The sequence below is a fragment of the Streptomyces rugosispiralis genome (assembly GCF_024505145.1).
Classification (GTDB): domain Bacteria; phylum Actinomycetota; class Actinomycetes; order Streptomycetales; family Streptomycetaceae; genus Streptomyces; species Streptomyces rugosispiralis.
Genome location: NZ_JANIAA010000003.1, coordinates 295,067 through 312,199 on the forward strand (window position 1 = coordinate 295,067; position 17,133 = coordinate 312,199).

Sequence of the window (17,133 nt, forward strand, 5' to 3'; positions counted from 1 at the left end):
CCTCACCGCGCTCCGCTCGCCGGGGTCAGGTCCAGACGGTGTATCCGCCGTCCACCCGGATCGCCTCGATACCGCTGATGTACCGGGCGCCACAGCGGTCCTGGGGCAGGACGAGCTGGGGGCCCGCGCGGTCGAGCGGGGTGTCGTCGATGGTGACCGCGAGCAGGACGGGGGCACGGCCGAAGTCCGGGTCGATCTCGGCCCAGGACAGCAGCGCGCGGTGGCCGTCCACGCCACGTACGGCGATCAGGAAGCGCAGCCGGTCCTTGCGCCGGGCGGGGTCGAAACCGGGGCCGGCGGCGATCAGGACGTCGTGCAGGAACGGCCCGGTGAAGCGGTGGCGCTGGATGCCACTGGTGGCGCAGTCGAAACTCACCTGCGCCCCGTGCTGGGGCCAGGAGAGCAGCTCGGACACCGTCAGCCGGGCGGGGCGGCTCAGATCGCCGGTGAGGGCGACTTCCGCCATCGGACCGGCGGCCGTACTGGCGGCCGCGAGGGAGTCACGCACGGGCTACCACCTCCTGGAGGAGCGTTACCCGAACACCCATCCCGGGCAAACGCACATGCCATGCCCATAGACCAAAGATCACGCTCATGCGAGGGAGAAGCCTGCCTCTACCTCGCATCTGCGGCTAGGACAAACGGCTCACCGTTGACTCGGGGAGGCGCAGTGCCGAGGCGGTGATACTCGCGATGTACGGCCCGGAGGAGACCGGCAGCAGATAGCCGGGGTGCAGGGCGGTCTCGCCGAGGGTGCCGGTGAACCAGCGGGCGAGCAGACGGGTGGCCACCAGCGCGGCCGCCACGAGGAAGGCGGCGTAGGCCCAGCGCGCCCCCTCCTGGCCGAAGCGCGAGAAGTGGCCGGTGATCAGCATGCCGATGATGGGAACGTACGCGAGGGCGAACCCCTGGCGGAGGCCGCCGCCTGCCAGGCCCCGCCGAGGCCCGCCGAGCCCAGCGAGATCACCGGCAGACTGATGCTCGCGCTCCGCGAGCCACGGGAGGCGGGGGCTGTGTACGGCGGAACGTTATAGCACGCACGGCCACCAGGGTGTAAGCCTCATTCGTCAATAGACCCTGCGCTACCCTGGCTGGGTGGCCAGAGAAGAATCGGACTCCGGGCGGCGGAACCCCGCGACCGCCGAGGCGATCGTGGACCTGCTCAACTCCCGGCCGCACGGCACGGCGTTCCCGGAGACGCTCCAGGACCCCGAGACGGCGAGCGCCGTGCTGCGCCCGTTCGGCCAGCCCGCCACGGAGCGACCGTCACCGCAGCGCATGGCCAAGATCCGCGCGCTGCGCACGACCCTCATGGACATCATCACCGCACCGGACGGCGCGGCGGCACCCGGCTGGGCACAGCTGGCCGAGCGCGCGTCCTCCGTCACGTTGCGGCAGGACTTCCCGGAGCCCGGGAAGGTGCGGCTGCGGCAGGTGGGCGGCGACCCCGTGCTCGGCGGCATCACCCTCGCGGTGGCGGAGCTCGTCTCCGACGGCACCTGGCCACGCATCCGTATCTGCGCCAATGTCCGCTGCGACCACGCGTTCTACGACACCACACGCAGCCGCACCCAGCGCTGGCACGCGTACGACACCTGTGGCAACAAGAGCAACGTGGCCGCGTACCGGGCCCGGAAGAAGGCCGGCGCGGCGGCGACGGGGGACAGCAGCAGATAGATCGGATAGTTCCAGGCCGAGAGGACCAGGGCGCCACCGAGCGGGTCGGACTCGGTCCGGGCCGTGGTCCCCTCCGGCAGATGGGAGACGGTGACCTCCGTGGGCCGCGGGGCGAGCCACTCCTCCAGGTGCTCGAGGCAGTCGTCGATCTCACGAACCGTGATGTCGATCTCGCCGACCAGGCGGCGCCTCGGCGCTCACCGCGCCCCGGCCGTCACAGCGCGGCGTGGGCGGGGATCTCCTCGGGGTCCGGGGCGGGCAGCGCCGCCCACTCCCGGGGTCCGGCTCCGGGTCCGGCTCCGGCCGTACGCCGGACCTCCGCACCGTGTCCATGGCGGACCTCGGCGCCGTGTCCCTGACGGACCTCCATGCCGTGTCCCCGCCTGCGGACCCGGACGGCCTCCCAGCCATCGGGGGGCTCCGGGCCGACGCGATACGCGATGTCGGGCTCGCTGGCGCGACGGGTGACCTCGCATACCCGTACCTGCCCCCGCGGGGCGAGCGCCAGCAGCCGGAAACACCGGTCGGCCGCCTCCCCCATCACCCTCGGGGCGGTGTCCGCCTCCCCCGGCCGGAACAACAGATAGGCGTCGCCCGTCACCACGGCGACATGGAGACACGCGGGGCCGGGACCCCTGAGCGCGGGACCGGCGGGACCGGCGGGACCGGCGGGACCGGCGGGACCGGCGGGACCCGTGCCACGGCCGGTGAAACGGTCGCGCATCGCGAACGCCGCCCGCACCGCCCGCGCCGCGTCGTCCTCACACGTCTCGGGGTGGCCGAACAGCGCCGAGAAGACCGGTCCGGCCGCATGGGCCATGGTCCCGCCGAACCGTGCGACCTCCTCGCGGACCACCCCCTCGGCCTCCCGCAGCGCGTCCTGGACGGTCGAGGGATCGTGGCCGTGACCCTCCAACGCGTGGCGCACCCAAACGAGGCTGATCCGCTTGTGCTCCACGGTGGATTCGCTCAGCCGCCGCGGCCGGGTGGCGCGTCCGCCCACCGCGGCGAGACCCGCCCTGCCCTGGGCCGGGGTGCCGGCCGGGGCCTCCCGCGCCGTGTCGGGCCTGGGCAGGGGCGTCACATCGACCAGCGCGGGACGGGACGGAGGGTCGAGCTCCGGGTCGTGGGCGAGGATCGCCCGCTCCAGCTTCTGCATCTCGCGGGTGGGTTCGAGGCCGTACCGCTCGACCAGCTCCACGCGGCGGTGGCGGTAGGCGGCGAGCGCCTCGGTCTGCCGTCCGCAGCGGTACAGCGCCAGCATGAGCTGACAGCTCAGGCGCTCCCTCGTCGGCTCGGCGGCGGCCACCGCCTGCAGCTCCCCCAGGACCGCGTGGTGACGGCCGCACGCCAGCTCGGCCTCGAAGAGGTCCTCCTGGGCGTTGAGCCGGCTGTTCTCCCAGGCGGTCAACTCCGGCCAGACGAGGCCGTCCTCGACGAGGTCCGCGAGCGCGGGCCCCCGCCACAGCCCCAGGGCCTCCCGCAGCACCCGCGCGGCCGACTCGTGGGAGCCGGCGGCCACCTCGGCCTGGCCGCGCTCCACCGCCCGCCGGAAGCGGAGCAGATCGACGGCGTCGGGGTCCACCCGCAGCCGGTACCCCGGGGCGTCGGTCAGCAGCGTGGCCCGCCCCTCGGAGCCGGGTTCGCAGGACAGGGTCCGGCGCAGGTCCCGGACCGCGTTCTGGAGCATCTTCCGGGCGGTGAGCGGGGTGTCGCCGGGCCACAGGGCGGCCAGTAACCTGCTCGTGGCCACCACGCTGTTGGCGTGGATGAGCAGATGGGCGAGCGCCCCACGCTTGATCACTCCGCCCAGCGGCACCGGCACTCCGTCATCGAGCACCTCGAGGGGGCCGAGCAAGTGGAAGTCCACGGAACCTCACCTTCTGTCTGGATGCGCCTGTCCCCGTGTTTCCCCCGTGTCCCCCGTATTTCTTGCGTCCCCCGTATCCCTTGTGGCCCCCGTATCCCTTGTGGCCCGCGTGTTCCTTGTGGCCCGCGAACCCGTCTCAAGGGCGTCGGCCATCGCGAGCCGCAGCAGTTGCAGGCGATGGGTGGCCCCCGTCTTGGCACGGATGCGTCGCATATAGGTGTCGACGGTGTGCGGGCTGAGGCCCAGAGCACGCGCCACGGAGGGGTAGGTGTGCCCCTCCAGGACGCGGTCCAGCACCTCGCGTTCACGGTCGCTGAGTAAGTCCAGCGGTTGACGGCCGGGCCGTCCGGCATTCATCGGCCCGAGGGCAGAGCCATGCCGTGCAGGCCCCAGCCGGTGTCGTCCTCACCGGGCGACTTGGCGCCGACCGCCGCCAGGGGCGTGGCGTCCACGGCGACGGCCAGCGGGTGAAGGCCGCCGGTGCCGGTTCCGGCTCGATCGTGTGCGGCCGTGCTCAGGAACAGCGAGAGGGCCGGTGCGGCGATCGCGGTCATGACGGCGGTGAGGAGCAACGTACGCATTCTGGCCTCCGGTGGAAGAGATCCGGTATGGGAATCGGCCCTGGGCTCGGATGGGTCGATCATGGCTCGACCCCGGCCCCCGCACCACGCGTTCCGCCGCTCACCAAGGTGCCCGGCACCAAAACGAGGGGGGGATATAAGCGGACGGAATCGGATTCTTCGGTCGTCCGGCGTCACCGCGAGGAGGCGTCAGTGGCCCATGGCCGCCCCCGCACTGGCGCGATCATGGTGTGGCGTGGAGCACCAACAGCAGCAGCCGGCACGGCGCCCAGACCTCGGAGAGCGTGCAGGAATGGCGTGCGGGCACGAAGACCATCTCCCCGGCGCGCAGCCGCAGTTCGACACCCCCGCCCCGGTGGGCCACGGGGTCCGGGTCCTCGACGCGGCAGCGCGCTCCCCCGCTCAGCGGAAAGAGCAGGACATCGGCGCCGACACGCCCGAGCGGGAGCGCCGTCCCGGCCGGCAGCAGCCGTTCGTACGCCTCGACGGGGTAGCCCATGACATGGCCCAGATCGGCGGCCAGTTGGCGGGCACGCGCGCCGGGGGGCGCGGGCCGCCACTCCGTGTCCGCCACTTCCCCGCCGTACGTCCCGTCAAGGCTCGGGAGGACGCTGTGGGCACGCTCGGGCCACACCACCGCGGGGCCCCTGTCCTGGTACGTCGACAGGCACAGCGCCAGGTCGCGGAGGAAGAGTTCCCAGTCGGTATCGGACACCCTTGCCCTTCGCTCTCGAAAGGTCGCTTCTCGTGACCGCCACCGGCAACGGAACGACGCAAGCTCTCCGAGGCGATCGAGCACCGATCACACGGCAGGCATGGGCAGCTGACGACAGAGGACGGCCCGGTGGGCCGCCGGAAGTGTCGTCCGCGGAACCCCCCGCGCAGGCGGCTGCCCATCCTCGCGCGCCGGCGGCCCGGTGTGCCAGTCACGCACCGGCGGTCCCGCGCCGGCGTGACAGCCACATTCGGCCAGGACGCGCATGGCCACGGTGACAGCCACATTCGGCCAGGACGCGCATGGCCGCGGTGACGGACACATCCGGCCAGGCCGCAAGAGGCCGCGCTGACCGACACGTTCCGCCGGAACACATGAGGCCGCGACGGTATACCACCGTCGCGGCCTCACCTCCCCGCCCGCCGCCGGACGGGCGCCGGCTACCGGGCGGCCTCGCTCACCCCGGCGTCCGGTTCGCTCTCGTCGTGGTCCAGCAGACCGGCGCGGGCGGCGAGGACTCCGGCCTGGAACCGGCTCACCGCGCCGAGGGTGTCCATGATGTCGGCGACGTGTTTGCGCGTGGTGCGCAGCGACATCCCCAGTCTGCGGCCGATCGCCTCATCCTTGTAGCCCGCCGCCAGCAGGCGAAGGATCGTTCCGTCCAGCTCTTTCGCCACGGATTCCAGACCGTCGACGGCGGCGTCGGAGAAGGGCCGGGCGTGGGCCCAGGCGTTCTCGAAGACCGAGCAGAGATAGCCGACGACGGACGGCTCGCGCACGATCACCGCCCCCAGGCTTCCGTCCCCGTCGGGGATGAACGCGAGGTCCCGGTCGAAGACGATCAGGCGGCCGAAGGGATCGTGGACGGTGCGGTATTCGGCGCCCAGCCCGGACATGACGGCCACGTACGCCTGGCTCGGGGCGTTGAACCGGGCCGTGTGGTTGTAGAGGGTGCGCATCCGCACCCCGCGGGCGAGTAACGCCGTGTCCCGGCTGATCGCCTCCTCCAGCACCTCGGGCGCCCGTCCGCCGCCGGGCTGACTGCTCAGCACCTCCTCCTTGCACTCGTTGGAGGCGCGGTTCAAGGCGGCCCGTACCTCGTCCAGATGTCCGACCACCTCGATGCTCCCGGCGGCGTGACGGCGCCTGCCTTCGAGGAAGTGGGCCCGCAGCCGGCCGAACTCGACGCTGATCTGGTCGAGTTGCCGCCGCCGCTCCTGGAGGGACTCCTGGATCGGGGCGGTGAGCGCGGCCGCGGCCAGGTCGGGATCGACGGGCACCAGCAGCGCCGGGTCCTTCGAGTGGGAGCGCAGCAGACCCAGTTCCTTCAGCCGGTCGACCGCCGCGTCGAGCTCTTCCCCGGACATTTCCAGCTCGGATAACGTGCACAGGAATTTCCTGGTCACCTGCTGGAATCGCAGTATGCAGGAATACACCGCGACTTCGGTGTCGCTCACATAGCCGGAACCGCAAGCGGCCCGTTGGATGGGCAGCTTCACAGGCTCTCCCCTCGTCCGCCGAGGAGTCTTGTCGACGAGCCATCGGACGGGAATCCGACATCGGACAGCCGGTGTCTCTGCAGCATTTCGCTTTCTTTTCTCTTCTCCCACTGGTCCTGTCAGAAACGCTCTGGTGTGACAGACGTCCATCGCCGCGGACGGGTTCACCCGAGCCCCGCCGCGCCGGGCGAGGCCGTCCCCAGGAGGGCGGCGACGGCCGTCGTATGTCCGTCGAAGGCCAGCGTGACCGGTGCGTCGAGGACCTGCCATCCGGCCGTCTCGGGCATCGGCGCGGCCTCGGGCAGGGTTTCGGCGTCGCGCACCGGCAGCAGGGCTAAGACCTCGAGGGTGTCGCGGGTGGAGTGCACGTCGAAGAGGCGGACCCGCCCCGGATCGGCCGCCAGGCCGGTCTCCTCCCGCAGTTCCCGCACGGCGCCCTCCTGCCAGGTCTCGCCGACCTCCACATAGCCGCCGGGCAGCGCCAGCCGCCCCAGGGCGGGCTCGATGGCCCGGCGCACCACGACCACTCCCAGCCCGCCTGACAACGTTGCCACGGGCTGTAGGACCACCGCCGCGGGCAGTGGGTTGCGCCATTGGGTCTCACCGCACCCGGAGCAGTCCCGCGGCCAGCCGGCTCCCTCGGCGAAGGCGGTACCGCAGTAGGAACAGTGTGTGACGCGGCGTCCGCGCGTGTACCCCATGAGTCTCCCACTCCGCTTCCTCTGCATGCGGCAGCAGGCAACATACAACAATCTGGCCGCCGCACCAGTGGGGAAGCCCACGACCGGACCGGCTCCGTCCGGGCCCCCACGGGCCCGGCGGACCGGCGGCCCGGGGAAAGCTCCGGTCATCGCGCGGTCATTTCCCCAACCGCCGCCGCCGTTTTCACAGTTCCCGGCGAATTCCGCCCGATCCCTACAGTTGGCTGCGTGCTGAATCGACTTCTCCCCGCTTCGGGGCCGGGCCGCGTGCTGGCCCTGGCGACCCTCTTCATCACCATGGGGCAGGGCGCCTTCATGACGTGTTCGGCGCTTTATTTCACCACGGTGGTCGGAATTTCCGTGCCCCAATTGGGACTCGGGCTGACCATCGCCGGAGCGGTGGGGCTGTTCGCCGGAGTTCCCCTGGGGCATGTGGCCGACCGCCGCGGCGGGCGTGAAACGGCGGCGCTGCTGATCGCCCTCAACGGGCTGGCGGCCGCCGGCTATCTCGTCGTCGGCTCCTTCGCCCAATTCACCGTATCGGCATGCCTGTTCGTGGTGCTGGAGCGCGGCAGCCGGGCGGCCCTCCAGACGTGCGTGGCGAGCACCCTGCGGGGTGCGGACCTGGTGGAGACCCGGGCGTATCTGCGCGCGATCACCAATGTGGGCGTGGCGGTGGGCGCCGGTTTCGCGGGCATCGCCCTGCAGTTGGGCTCGCCCGCCGCGTTCCGTACCGTCCTGGTGCTGGACGCCCTGTCCTTCCTGGTGGCCGCGGCCGTGCTGACCACCCTGCCGAAGATGGCGCCGGTGGCCGCGGAACAGGGCGACCCCGGGCAGCCCCGGCTCGCGGTACTGCGCGACCGGCCCTTCGCCCTGGTCACCGCCTTGAGCGCGGTGCTGTCCCTGCACGCGGTGCTGCTGGAGATCGTGGTGCCGCTGTGGATCGCCGGCCATACGGACGCGCCTCGCTGGATGGTGACGGCCCTGTTCCTGCTCAACACGGGGAACGTGGTGGCGTTCCAGGTGCGGATCGCCAAGCGGGTGTCCGCGCTTCCGCTCGCCGTACGGGCCGTCCGGCGGGCCGGTTTCGTCCTGTGCGGCGCGTGTGTGCTGTTCGCCGCGTCGTCGGCGGACGGCGTGGCGATGGCCGTGGCCTTCCTGCTGCTGGCCGGCGCGGTGCACGTGTACGGGGAGATGGTGCTGTCGGCCGGTGCCTGGGTCATCGGGTTCGACCTCGCGCCATCGGACAAGCAGGGGCAGTACCAGGGGTTCTTCTTCTCCGGCTACGCGGCCTCCGCCATGATCGCGCCCACCTTCCTCACCGCCACCGTCCTCCAGGGCGGTGCCCTCGGCTGGCTGCTGCTCGGCGGCCTGTTCATCCTCGCCGGCCTGGCCATGAAGCCGGTCGTCGGCTGGGCCGAGCGCACCCGCGCCCCGCGGCTCGCCCACAGCGGCTGACCCCCAAGGAGCACTGCGATGGAACATCGATCCGCCCTCTCCCCCGCCCGGCCCCCGGTGCGGAGCGCCGGGGACGGGCCCGCCCACGGCACCTTCCTGGCCGGCGCGGCCGATCCGCACCGCACACCGCGCGAGCGGCTGCTGGGGAACGGCGTCCCGCTGGCCGACGTCACCGGCCGTCCCCGGCCGGATCTGACGGCCGGGCCGCGCGACGCCCTCCACGAGGAGGTGTCCGAGCAGCTCTGGAGCCGTGGCCTGGCCGCGATCCAGCTCGACGAGCCCCTGACCGACGACCGGTTCACCGCGCTCGGCGCGTTCCTGGGCACGGCCATGCCCGAACGGGACCCGGCCGTCGCGCCGTACGTGGAGCGGGAGGTGATCCTCAACCTGCGCAGCGAGCACGCCCGCACCGACGATGTGTCCCTGCAGCCCTTCGCCGTCAACCACCTCTCGCTGCACACCGAGAGCAGTGGCGCCCCCGTCGGCACACAGCCGCGCTACATCGTGCTGATGTGCCTCGCCCCCGGGGACGCGGCGCAGGGTGCCAGGACGGTGCTCGTGCCGATGCGGGAGGTGGCGCGCCGGCTGTCCCCGGAGACGCTGGCCGTGCTCTCCCGCACCCGCTACCGCGACCGGCCCGGTGTTCCCACGATCGCCCGGCGGGTCGGGGACCGCTGGGTGTTCTCCTTCCGCGACTTCCTCGCCGATGAGCTCCGGTGGTCGTACGAGGGGCCGGAGGAGGACGCCACGGCCGTGGGCGACGCGCTCCGCGAGCTGCTGGCGGCCATGTACGCGCCCGAGCACGCGCGGGGCCTCCAGTGGCGGCGCGGACTGCTCGTCGTCATCGACAACACCTACTTCTTCCACGGGAGAACCAGCGGTTCGGCCACGCCCGAGGCGCGGCTGCGGCACCTCAAGCGCCTGCGCGTCGTGTAGGGCCCGCCCATGCCATCCGTTCACGCTCGCCCACAGGGGCGGCCCACTCGGGGAAACGCATGAAACTCTTCGAATCCGTACCGTCTCCGCGTCCGTGTCACGCCCCGCCGGACGCGCGCGAGACCGCGGCGCGCCCACCGCGTCCCGGTGGCATCCGCGATGTCTTCACACCCGGTGTCGACCACCGTGTCCTGGAGGTCTACGCCCGCGCCCGCGACCCCCACGACCCGCTGGAGCTGCGGGACCTGTGGCTGGGACGGGTCGAGCACGAGCTCGGTGGCGACGCCCTGCGCCCGGCGCTCGCCGAGACCTGGCGCGCCAGCAGGCCGCGCCGGGCCGTCGAGGCCGAGGAGGTGCTCTCCTCCCGCGCCACCGTCCGCTTCGTCAAGGAGCTGTTCAACTGGTTCTTCCGCGACGACCTCTACGGCGAGCTGCGGGACAGCGCCCGCTACATCCTCTCCAGCGGGTCGATCGACGAGGAGCGGTGGGGGTTGCCGGAGAGCCTGAAGGAGTGCATCCGCTACGCCCTCCACCGGGACTGGTACGGCTACTCCGACTCGCGCGGCCGGGTCCCGGCGCGCGAGGCGATCGCCGCGTACGAGAACGCCCGCATCGAGGGGGTGCGCTACGGCACCGAGAACGTGGCCATCACCATGGGCGGCACCTTCGCCATCAGCACGCTCGCCGACTTCGTGCTGCACGGCGGCTCACGCCCCGCCGCACCGGCGCTGTGCGCGATCCCCAACTACCCGCCACTGGTGGAGACGATAGCCCGCAGGCATGATGTGCGGCTGGTGCCCCTGGCCTCCGAGGGCGGCCAGACCTCCCTCGAGCCGCTGATCGCCGCGCTCACCCCGGACACCCCGCTGGTGATGCTCCAGACGGTGGGCAATCCGACCGGCGCCGCCGTGGCCGAGGCCGATCTGGCCCGGCTGATCCGGGCCGCCTCGCCGTCCACGGTCATCGTGCTGGACGAGTGCCACGAATGGCTCGGGGACTACGAGAAGCGGTCGGCGGATCGCGCCGCGCCCCAGGTGGTGCGGGTGTCCAGCCTCTCCAAGACCTGGTCGGCGCCGGGGCTGAAGGCCGGGTGGTTCCTGGCCGATCCGACGTTCATCGACGAGTACTACGAGTACGCGTCGTCCTCCTTCGGCGGCCCGCCCTCGTTCTTCTACACGGTCATCGAGGTGCTCGCCCGTCTGGAGCGGTGGCTCATCACGGGCGTCGAAACACCGGGTCCGGCCGAGGCCAAGGAGTTCGAGTCCTCGTACGACATCGATCTGGCACGGCTGCGGAACGCCTACCGGGGCTATCGCGTCGAGCGGCTGCGCCGGGCCGAGGACCTGACCGTCCTGCGGGACGCGGCCACCGTACGGCTGGCGGAGATCCCCGGCCGGGTGCTTCCGCCGCGCTTCTCCATCAACACCGCGGTGGAGCTGCCCGGTTGGGACGACTCCTACCGGTGTTTCCGCGATGTCCTGCGGGAGACCGGTGTCTCGGTGTTCCCCGGGATCCTCAACTTCTGCCTCTCCGGCGGCGTCGTCCGTGTCACCACGGCCCGGCCGTGGGACGAGCTGGCCCCCGCCCTCGACCGGCTGCGTATCCACGCCGCCCCCGGACTCGGAGGCTGACCCATGGACGGATGGCTGACCGCGGGCGGTCACAAGCTGGTCCTCGGCATGGTGCACCTGTCACCGCTGCCCGGCACCCCCTTCCACGAGGACGGTTCCTTCTCCCGGATTCTCGACACCGCCGTACGGTCCGCGCGGGCGCTGTACGAGGGCGGGGCGGACGGCTGCCTGATCCAGACCGTGGACCGGGTGTACACCGTCGACGAGGAGTCCGACCCGGCGCGCACGGTGGCCATGGGCCTGATCACACGCGCGGTGGCCGAGGCGACCGACGAGCGGTTCCACATCGGGGTGCAGCTGATGCGCAACGCCCTCAAGGCGTCCCTGGCGGTGGCGAAGGTGGCGGGCGGCGGCTACATCCGCGCGGGCGCCCTGGTGGGGCAGACCCTCACCGCGCACGGCATGGTGCGCGCCGATCCGCTGGCGGTGATGGACTACCGCCGCCGGATCGGCGCCGAACACGTCAAAATCATCGCCGAGATCGACTCGATGCACTTCCGGTGGCCCGACGGGCAGAAGACCACGGCGGAGGTGGCACGCGCGGCGAAGACCGTCGGTGCCGACGCGGTGTCGCTGTGCCACCCGGACGAGGACACCGCGCTGGAGATGATCGCCTCGGTCCGCGAGGCCGCCCCCGGCCTGCCCGTGATCCTCGCCGGACACACCCGCCACGAGAACGCCGCACGGCTGGTGGCCGCGGCGGACGGGGCGTTCGTGGGCACCTGCCTGGAGCACGACGGCTGGGGCGGCGAGATCGACCGCGACCGGGTGGCGGAGTACGTGGACATCGTACGGGGGCTGGAGCGGTGACCGGCCGCAACGCTCCCGGCCCGCGGGCCGGAGCCGGGATCCAGGCGCCACCGCCATCTCTGGACCCGGCGGTGATGCTGCGTCAGGCCGATGCCCTCGCCGGGGACCTCCGCGAGCGCACCGGGCCCTTCGACGAGCGGGTGCGCACCCTGCTGCCCGCGCGGTGGGCGGCGGTGGACACCGTGAGCATCGTGGGCGACGGCGACTCCTACCACGCCGCCTGCGCCGTGCGGATGGCCTTCGCCTCGCTGGCCGGGGTGGACTGCCGCCCGGTGAACGCGCTGCGCTTCGTGGAGTACGGCCACCCCGTCGACCGCCCCGGCGAAAACCCCGGTGCCGACGGCCACCAGCCGCGTAACGAACTCACCCTCGCGGTCTCCGCCTCGGGCCGTACCCCGCTCGTCGTGCGGTCGGCCGAACGGGCCCGTGCGGGCGGGGCGCACGCCATCGCGGTCACCGGAACGCCCGACAGCCCGGTGGCGCGGGCGGCCGATGACACCCTCCTGGTCACCCTGCCGGACACCGAGCGGTCGCCGGGTGTGCGCACCTACCAGGCCAGTGTGCTGGGCCTGCTGCTGATCGCCATCCGTCTCGGCGTGCTGCGCGGCCGCCTGACCGGGCGGGAGGCGGAGGCGCTGCGCGGCGAACTGACCGCGCTGGCCGGACCGGTCGAGGCGACCGCCGGGGCGGCCCGGTCCCGGTGCCCCGGGATCGCCGAACGCATCGCCGACGCGGCCGTGCTGAGCGTGCTCGGCAGCGGCCCCTCCCACGGCACCGCGCTCTTCGCGGCCGCCAAGGTGATCGAGACCTCCGGTGTCTTCGCCGCCGGGCAGGACCTGGAGGAGTGGTGCCATGTCGAGCGGTTCGCCCGCCCGCCCGGGACGCCCGTGATCGTGGTGGCCGCGCCGGGGCGTACCTACGGGCACGCCGCGGAAGTGGCCGCGAGGGCGGCGGCGCTCGGGCGGCGTGTCATCACCGTGGCGCCCGAGGACGATCCCGGCGTCACCCGGCACGGCTGGGCCGCGCTGCCGGTGACCGGGCGGGTACGCGAGGAGTTCTCGCCCCTCCTCTACCACGTGTTCGCCGCCCCTCTTTCCTGCCATCTGGCCCAACACCTGGGGCGGGCGCCGTTCCTGGCCGACCTGCCCCGTCCGACCCCGACCACCCCCCGACACCGCGGAGAGACACCGTGACCCGGACCACGACGGAAGACCCGTCCACCGACCTGTCCACCCAGCAGATCATCTCCCTGCTGACGGAGGAGTTGCACGACCTCGACCCCGCCGAGCGCAAGGCGAAATCGCTCGAACTGCTCTCGGTCTTCGGCCGCGCCAAGGCCGACGGGCTGCCCGCCGAGGAGCGCCCCGAGGCGCCCGAGACCCCGCCCGGCCCGCTGCTCATCTGCGACTGGGCCGAAGACCTCGGTCTGGACGGCTCGACGCAGCAACTCGGCATCACGGTGGAGCCCGGCCCCACGAAGGTGATGAAGACGGCCGCCGCCACCGGACACTCCCTGGTGTCCAGCGGCCATGTGGGAGCCGACATCCTCCATGTCCCGGCGGGCAGCGGTTTCGCACCCCACACCCACCCCGGGGACCATCTGCTGTTCGTGCTCGCGGGCACCGGGACGATCGCGGTGGCCGGTGAGATCGTGCGGACCCAGCCGGGTCAGGTGTACATGGTCCAGGGGGCCGTCACCCACGCGGTGGGCGCGGTCACCGACCACATGATCCTGTCCGTGGGCGCGCCGCACCGCCGCCTGGACAGCCCGGACCGGCAGGAGCTGACGGCGTACGCGGCGCTGCTGGGCGAGCTGGGGGAGATCACCTGCCGGCTCTGCGACATCCGGGCCACCAGCGGTGAGGAGCTCGCGGCGAAGGGCTGCACCCACTCCCCCCACCGGTTCGGGTGAGCGATGGCCTCGCCATCCCCCACCGGCGCGGTGTCCGCGCCACGCACCGACGCCGAACTGGCCCACACCTACCGTGGCGCCCCCTTCGAGGACCGGCTGACCCCGCACCCCACCCTGGTGTCCTGGCTGGCGCACCACGCCAGGACCCGGGGCGGGGCCCCCTTCCTGACCACCGTGGCGGACGACGGTGAGTTCACCACGCTCAGCTACGGCGAGGCCGACCGGCTGAGCCGGCGGCTGGCCCGATGGCTGCGCGCCGAGCTCCAGGTGGCGCCCGGCCGGACCGTGGCCCTCGCCCCGGTCAACGACCCGGTCTCGATCGTGGCCGTCCTCGGGGTGCTGCGGGCGGGCTGCCCCCTGCTGCTGCTCGGCCCGCAGGACCCCGCCGACCGCCGACGGCAGCAGACCGGGGCCGTACGGGCGCGGGTGGTGCTCCGGCCGCCGTCGGTGTCCGCGGAGGCGCTGCCGGAGGCGGTCGTACTCCCCGATCCGCGGACCCTGGAGGACCCGGAGGGCGACCCCGCGGAGCCGGAGCTCCACCCGGATCAGGACGCCCTGTTCTTCGCCACCTCGGGGTCCACCGCGGTGTCCAAACTGGTGGCCCAGTCCCACTACAACGCGGCCGTGAACGCGGAGGCGCTTCGCCGCCACCACGGGCTGCGCCCCGGTGACCGGCTGCTGGGCTGCCTTCCCGTCCACCATGTCAACGGGCTGCACTTCACCGTGCTCGGCGTCCTGGCGGCCGGTGCCCATGTGCTGCTCGCGGCCGGTTTCGACCCGCTGCGCCACCCCCGGCTGCTCCAGCGGTTCCGGCCGCGGATCGCCAGCGTCGTGCCGAGCGTGCTGGAGGCGCTGCTGGAGACGTGGCGGACGCCCGAACTCCGCTCCGACTTCGGGTACTTCGTCTCCGCCGCCGCACCGCTGACCACCCGCACCGTGCGGGCCGTACGGGACCGGTTCGGCGCCCGGGTGCTCCAGGGCTACGGGCTGACCGAGACGGTGAACTTCTCCACCACGCTCCCCGCCGATCTGTCCGAGGACGCCTACCGGCGGCTGATGCTCGACACCGACATCCCGTCGATCGGCACGGCCCTGTTCGGCAACGAGGTGGCGGTGCTGACCCCGGAGGGCGAGCGCGTGGCCCCCGGGCAGGTGGGAGAGATCTGTGTGCGCGGCCACAATGTGATGTCCCGCTACGAGGCCAACGCGGCCGCGACCGACGAGGCGTTCGCGGGCGGCTGGTTCCACACCCAGGACCTGGGGATGGAGGTGGCCGACCCGGACCGCGCCGAGCCCTTCGTCGTGGTCACCGGGCGCCGTAAGAACATCGCCAAGGTCGGGGGCGAGACCGTCTCCCTGGACGAGATGGACCGGGTGCTGCGCGCCGTGCCCCGGGTGCGGGACGCCGCGTGTGCCGCGCTTCCGCACCGCTTCCTGGGCGAGGAGATCGTGGCGGCCGTGGTGCCGGTGCCCGGCGCCGACGGCCCGCCCGATGTGCTGCCCGCGCTGGCCGCGGCGTTCCGGCCCGGGGTGCTGCCGCGCCGGGTGGAGCTGTTCGACGCCATCCCGAGGACCCGCACCGGCAAGGTCCTGCGCCGGGAACTCGCCGGCCGGCTGGCCGCCACGGCACGGCACGGCGCCACCGGCCACCCGCACCCGGCCCCCGCAACCTCCCCGCCCAGCCCCAGGAGTGCCCCATGAACACCGACTCCGGGATGACCTCCCGCGTCATGGACCTGCTGTGTGCGGTCCTCCAGATCGAGCCGCCGCCACCGGGGACCGATCTGATCGGGACCGGTCTGCTCGACTCCATCGGCTTCATGAATCTGTTCGTGGCGATGGAGAAGGAGTTCGGCATCGGCGTGACCGCCGCCGACCTGACCCCGGACAGCTTCCGCACCGTCGAGCGCATCGCCGCGTTCGTGGCCACCAAGCAGGGCCCCGCCGTCGCCGAGCAGACCCCCGCCGTCGCCGAGCAGGACCCCGCCGTCGCCGAGACGGTGCTGACCGACCCGCGCACCGGACACGAGCGACGGCGGATCGCCCCGGGCGGTGAGCGGGAGGTGGCGGCCGCGGTGGCCGAGTCCCGCGCCGCCACGGCCTCCTGGGCCTCGCTCGCGCCCCGCGACCGGGCACGGCGGCTGCTTCGCTTCGCCGATCTGGTCGAGGAGCGGTCCGCCGAGTACGCCGAGGCCGAGCGGGCGGGCACCGGCAAACCCGCGGCCGAGGCGGCCGGTGAGGTGGCGAACTGCGCCGATCTGCTGCGCTTCTACGCGGGCGCGGTGCGCGCCGGCATCTCGCCCGCGGGCGGGCACTATCTGCCCGGCCGGGAGAGCTGGGTGCGGTGGGAGCCGCTGGGCGTCATCGGGGTGATCGTGCCCTGGAACTACCCGCTGATGATGGCCGCGTGGCGGATCGGGCCCGCGCTGGCCACCGGCAACACGGTGGTCCTCAAGCCCGCGCTGACCACCCCGGACACCGCGCTGCTCCTGGCCCGGGACGCGGCGACCGCACTGGGCCCCGGCGTCCTGCTCACCGTGCCGGGCGACCGCGACACCGGCCGGCTGCTGGTGGAGAGCGACATCGACGCGGTGGCGTTCACCGGCAGCGAGGCGGGCGGCCGCGACATCGTCTCCCGGGCGGGCCTGCGCCGCGTCAGCCTGGAGCTCGGCGGCAACTGCCCGGCGCTGGTGCTGCCCGACGCCCCGCCGGACACCTATGAGGCGCTCGTACGGGCCGCCACCTACAACGCCGGGCAGAGCTGCGCCGCCCCCGCCCGGGTCATCACCCTCCGGGAGAACTACCTGGAGACCGTCGAGGGGCTGGCCAAGGCGATGGCCGACCGGCGCGCCGGTGTCCACTTCGGTCCGCTCAACAACGCGGACCAGGCGGCCCGTTACGACCGGATCGTCGGGCAGAGCGCGGCGGGCATCGAGCACATCGCGCCGCTCGCCCCGCCGCCGGGCGAGGAGGGCGGCCACTGGCGGCCCGGCCGGGTCCTCGCCGACCTGCCGCCGGACGATCCGGCGGTGCTGGAGGAGGTGTTCGCGCCGGTGCTCACCGTGCAGGCGGCGGACGGCCACGCCGAGGCCCTGGCCCTGGCCAACTCGGTGCCGCAGGCGCTCGCGGCGAGCGTCTGGGGCGCCCGTACGGACGAGGTCCTGGAGCTGGCCGGAGGGCTGAACGCCGGGGAGGTGTGGGTCAACTGCCATCTGGAACAGACCGCGGAACTCCCGCACGGCGGGCGCGGCAGCTCCGGGCACGGCACGGACATGAGCGTGCTGGCGCTCACCGAGTACCAGCGCCCCAAGACCGTGACCGTACGCGTGGGCAGGGGCTGAGC

General features: G+C 73.0%; 17 protein-coding genes. 9 read left to right on the forward strand and 8 right to left on the reverse strand.

From position 1 onward, the window contains the following. Nucleotides 1-25 precede the first annotated feature (25 nt). Together NP777_RS07765 and NP777_RS07770 are read right to left on the reverse strand one after the other, a co-directional pair. On the reverse strand, nt 26-508 hold the full coding sequence (locus NP777_RS07765) for a molybdopterin-dependent oxidoreductase (protein ID WP_256649309.1): 483 nt from the start codon (nt 506-508) through the stop codon (nt 26-28). 124 nt (nt 509-632) lie between these two features. Further along, a complete protein-coding gene (locus NP777_RS07770) occupies nt 633-875 on the reverse strand; it encodes a hypothetical protein (protein WP_256649310.1) in 243 nt (80 codons plus the stop codon). 220 nt (nt 876-1,095) lie between these two features. On the opposite strand from NP777_RS07770, the gene NP777_RS48050 reads away from it, so the two are divergent. Next, nucleotides 1,096-1,677, forward strand: coding sequence for a CGNR zinc finger domain-containing protein (locus NP777_RS48050; RefSeq protein WP_256649311.1), 582 nt, complete (start codon nt 1,096-1,098; stop codon nt 1,675-1,677). 214 nt (nt 1,678-1,891) lie between these two features. On the opposite strand, the gene NP777_RS07780 is transcribed toward NP777_RS48050, so the two are convergent. The 6 genes from NP777_RS07780 to NP777_RS07805 all read right to left on the reverse strand — a co-directional run bounded on the left by NP777_RS07780 (nt 1,892) and on the right by NP777_RS07805 (nt 6,896). Then, nucleotides 1,892-3,547, reverse strand: coding sequence for an AfsR/SARP family transcriptional regulator (locus NP777_RS07780; RefSeq protein WP_256649312.1), 1,656 nt, complete (start codon nt 3,545-3,547; stop codon nt 1,892-1,894). A 6-nt stretch (nt 3,548-3,553) separates the two neighbouring features. After that, the gene (locus tag NP777_RS07785) at nt 3,554-3,904 is read right to left on the reverse strand and encodes a response regulator transcription factor (protein ID WP_256649313.1); all 351 of its coding nucleotides are present in this window, start codon (nt 3,902-3,904) and stop codon (nt 3,554-3,556) included. Beyond that, the gene (locus NP777_RS07790; protein ID WP_256649314.1) at nt 3,901-4,128 is read right to left on the reverse strand and encodes a hypothetical protein; all 228 of its coding nucleotides are present in this window, start codon (nt 4,126-4,128) and stop codon (nt 3,901-3,903) included. The genes NP777_RS07785 and NP777_RS07790 overlap by 4 nt, the downstream gene beginning before the upstream one ends. Before the next feature lie 223 nt (nt 4,129-4,351). Then, the gene (locus NP777_RS07795; RefSeq protein ID WP_256649315.1) at nt 4,352-4,843 is read right to left on the reverse strand and encodes a hypothetical protein; all 492 of its coding nucleotides are present in this window, start codon (nt 4,841-4,843) and stop codon (nt 4,352-4,354) included. A 440-nt stretch (nt 4,844-5,283) separates the two neighbouring features. Further along, nucleotides 5,284-6,342, reverse strand: coding sequence for a helix-turn-helix transcriptional regulator (locus NP777_RS07800; RefSeq protein ID WP_256649316.1), 1,059 nt, complete (start codon nt 6,340-6,342; stop codon nt 5,284-5,286). A 164-nt stretch (nt 6,343-6,506) separates the two neighbouring features. Further along, complete coding sequence (locus NP777_RS07805; protein WP_308405045.1) at nt 6,507-6,896, reverse strand: NUDIX domain-containing protein; 390 nt, start codon at nt 6,894-6,896, stop codon at nt 6,507-6,509. A gap of 375 nt (nt 6,897-7,271) precedes the next feature. On the opposite strand from NP777_RS07805, the gene NP777_RS07810 reads away from it, so the two are divergent. Genes NP777_RS07810 through NP777_RS07845 form a run of 8 tightly spaced genes read left to right on the forward strand, consistent with a single transcriptional unit; the run spans nt 7,272 to nt 17,131 of the window. Continuing rightward, the gene (locus NP777_RS07810) at nt 7,272-8,501 is read left to right on the forward strand and encodes an MFS transporter (RefSeq protein ID WP_256649318.1); all 1,230 of its coding nucleotides are present in this window, start codon (nt 7,272-7,274) and stop codon (nt 8,499-8,501) included. An 18-nt stretch (nt 8,502-8,519) separates the two neighbouring features. After that, a complete protein-coding gene (locus tag NP777_RS07815) occupies nt 8,520-9,437 on the forward strand; it encodes a TauD/TfdA family dioxygenase (RefSeq protein WP_256649319.1) in 918 nt (305 codons plus the stop codon). Nucleotides 9,438-9,496: 59 nt separating this feature from the next. Further along, nucleotides 9,497-11,068 (forward strand): pyridoxal phosphate-dependent aminotransferase, encoded by a 1,572-nt coding sequence (locus NP777_RS07820; protein ID WP_256649320.1) that lies wholly within the window; start codon nt 9,497-9,499, stop codon nt 11,066-11,068. Nucleotides 11,069-11,071: 3 nt separating this feature from the next. Then, on the forward strand, nt 11,072-11,878 hold the full coding sequence (locus NP777_RS07825) for a BtpA/SgcQ family protein (RefSeq protein ID WP_256649321.1): 807 nt from the start codon (nt 11,072-11,074) through the stop codon (nt 11,876-11,878). Further along, nucleotides 11,875-13,071, forward strand: a complete 1,197-nt coding sequence (locus tag NP777_RS07830; protein ID WP_256649322.1) for an SIS domain-containing protein — start codon at nt 11,875-11,877, stop codon at nt 13,069-13,071. Before NP777_RS07825 ends, NP777_RS07830 begins: the two co-directional genes overlap by 4 nt. Further along, nucleotides 13,068-13,790 (forward strand): cupin domain-containing protein, encoded by a 723-nt coding sequence (locus NP777_RS48055; RefSeq protein ID WP_256649323.1) that lies wholly within the window; start codon nt 13,068-13,070, stop codon nt 13,788-13,790. The genes NP777_RS07830 and NP777_RS48055 overlap by 4 nt, the downstream gene beginning before the upstream one ends. A 3-nt stretch (nt 13,791-13,793) precedes the next feature. Then, nucleotides 13,794-15,491, forward strand: a complete 1,698-nt coding sequence (locus tag NP777_RS07840) for a class I adenylate-forming enzyme family protein (RefSeq protein WP_256649324.1) — start codon at nt 13,794-13,796, stop codon at nt 15,489-15,491. After that, nucleotides 15,488-17,131 (forward strand): aldehyde dehydrogenase family protein, encoded by a 1,644-nt coding sequence (locus NP777_RS07845; protein WP_256649325.1) that lies wholly within the window; start codon nt 15,488-15,490, stop codon nt 17,129-17,131. Before NP777_RS07840 ends, NP777_RS07845 begins: the two co-directional genes overlap by 4 nt. The last annotated feature ends 2 nt before the right edge of the window (nt 17,132-17,133 follow it).

Bases quoted from the DNA above. Each gene is read 5' to 3' on its own strand.
- NP777_RS07770 (WP_256649310.1), bottom strand. From the start codon at position 875: ATGCTGATCACCGGCCACTTCTCGCGCTTCGGCCAGGAGGGGGCGCGC.
- NP777_RS07785 (WP_256649313.1), bottom strand. From the start codon at position 3,904: ATGAATGCCGGACGGCCCGGCCGTCAACCGCTGGACTTACTCAGCGAC.
- NP777_RS07790 (WP_256649314.1), bottom strand. From the start codon at position 4,128: ATGCGTACGTTGCTCCTCACCGCCGTCATGACCGCGATCGCCGCACCG.
- NP777_RS07815 (WP_256649319.1), top strand. From the start codon at position 8,520: ATGGAACATCGATCCGCCCTCTCCCCCGCCCGGCCCCCGGTGCGGAGC.
- NP777_RS07820 (WP_256649320.1), top strand. From the start codon at position 9,497: ATGAAACTCTTCGAATCCGTACCGTCTCCGCGTCCGTGTCACGCCCCG.
- NP777_RS07825 (WP_256649321.1), top strand. From the start codon at position 11,072: ATGGACGGATGGCTGACCGCGGGCGGTCACAAGCTGGTCCTCGGCATG.
- NP777_RS07840 (WP_256649324.1), top strand. From the start codon at position 13,794: ATGGCCTCGCCATCCCCCACCGGCGCGGTGTCCGCGCCACGCACCGAC.
- NP777_RS07845 (WP_256649325.1), top strand. From the start codon at position 15,488: ATGAACACCGACTCCGGGATGACCTCCCGCGTCATGGACCTGCTGTGT.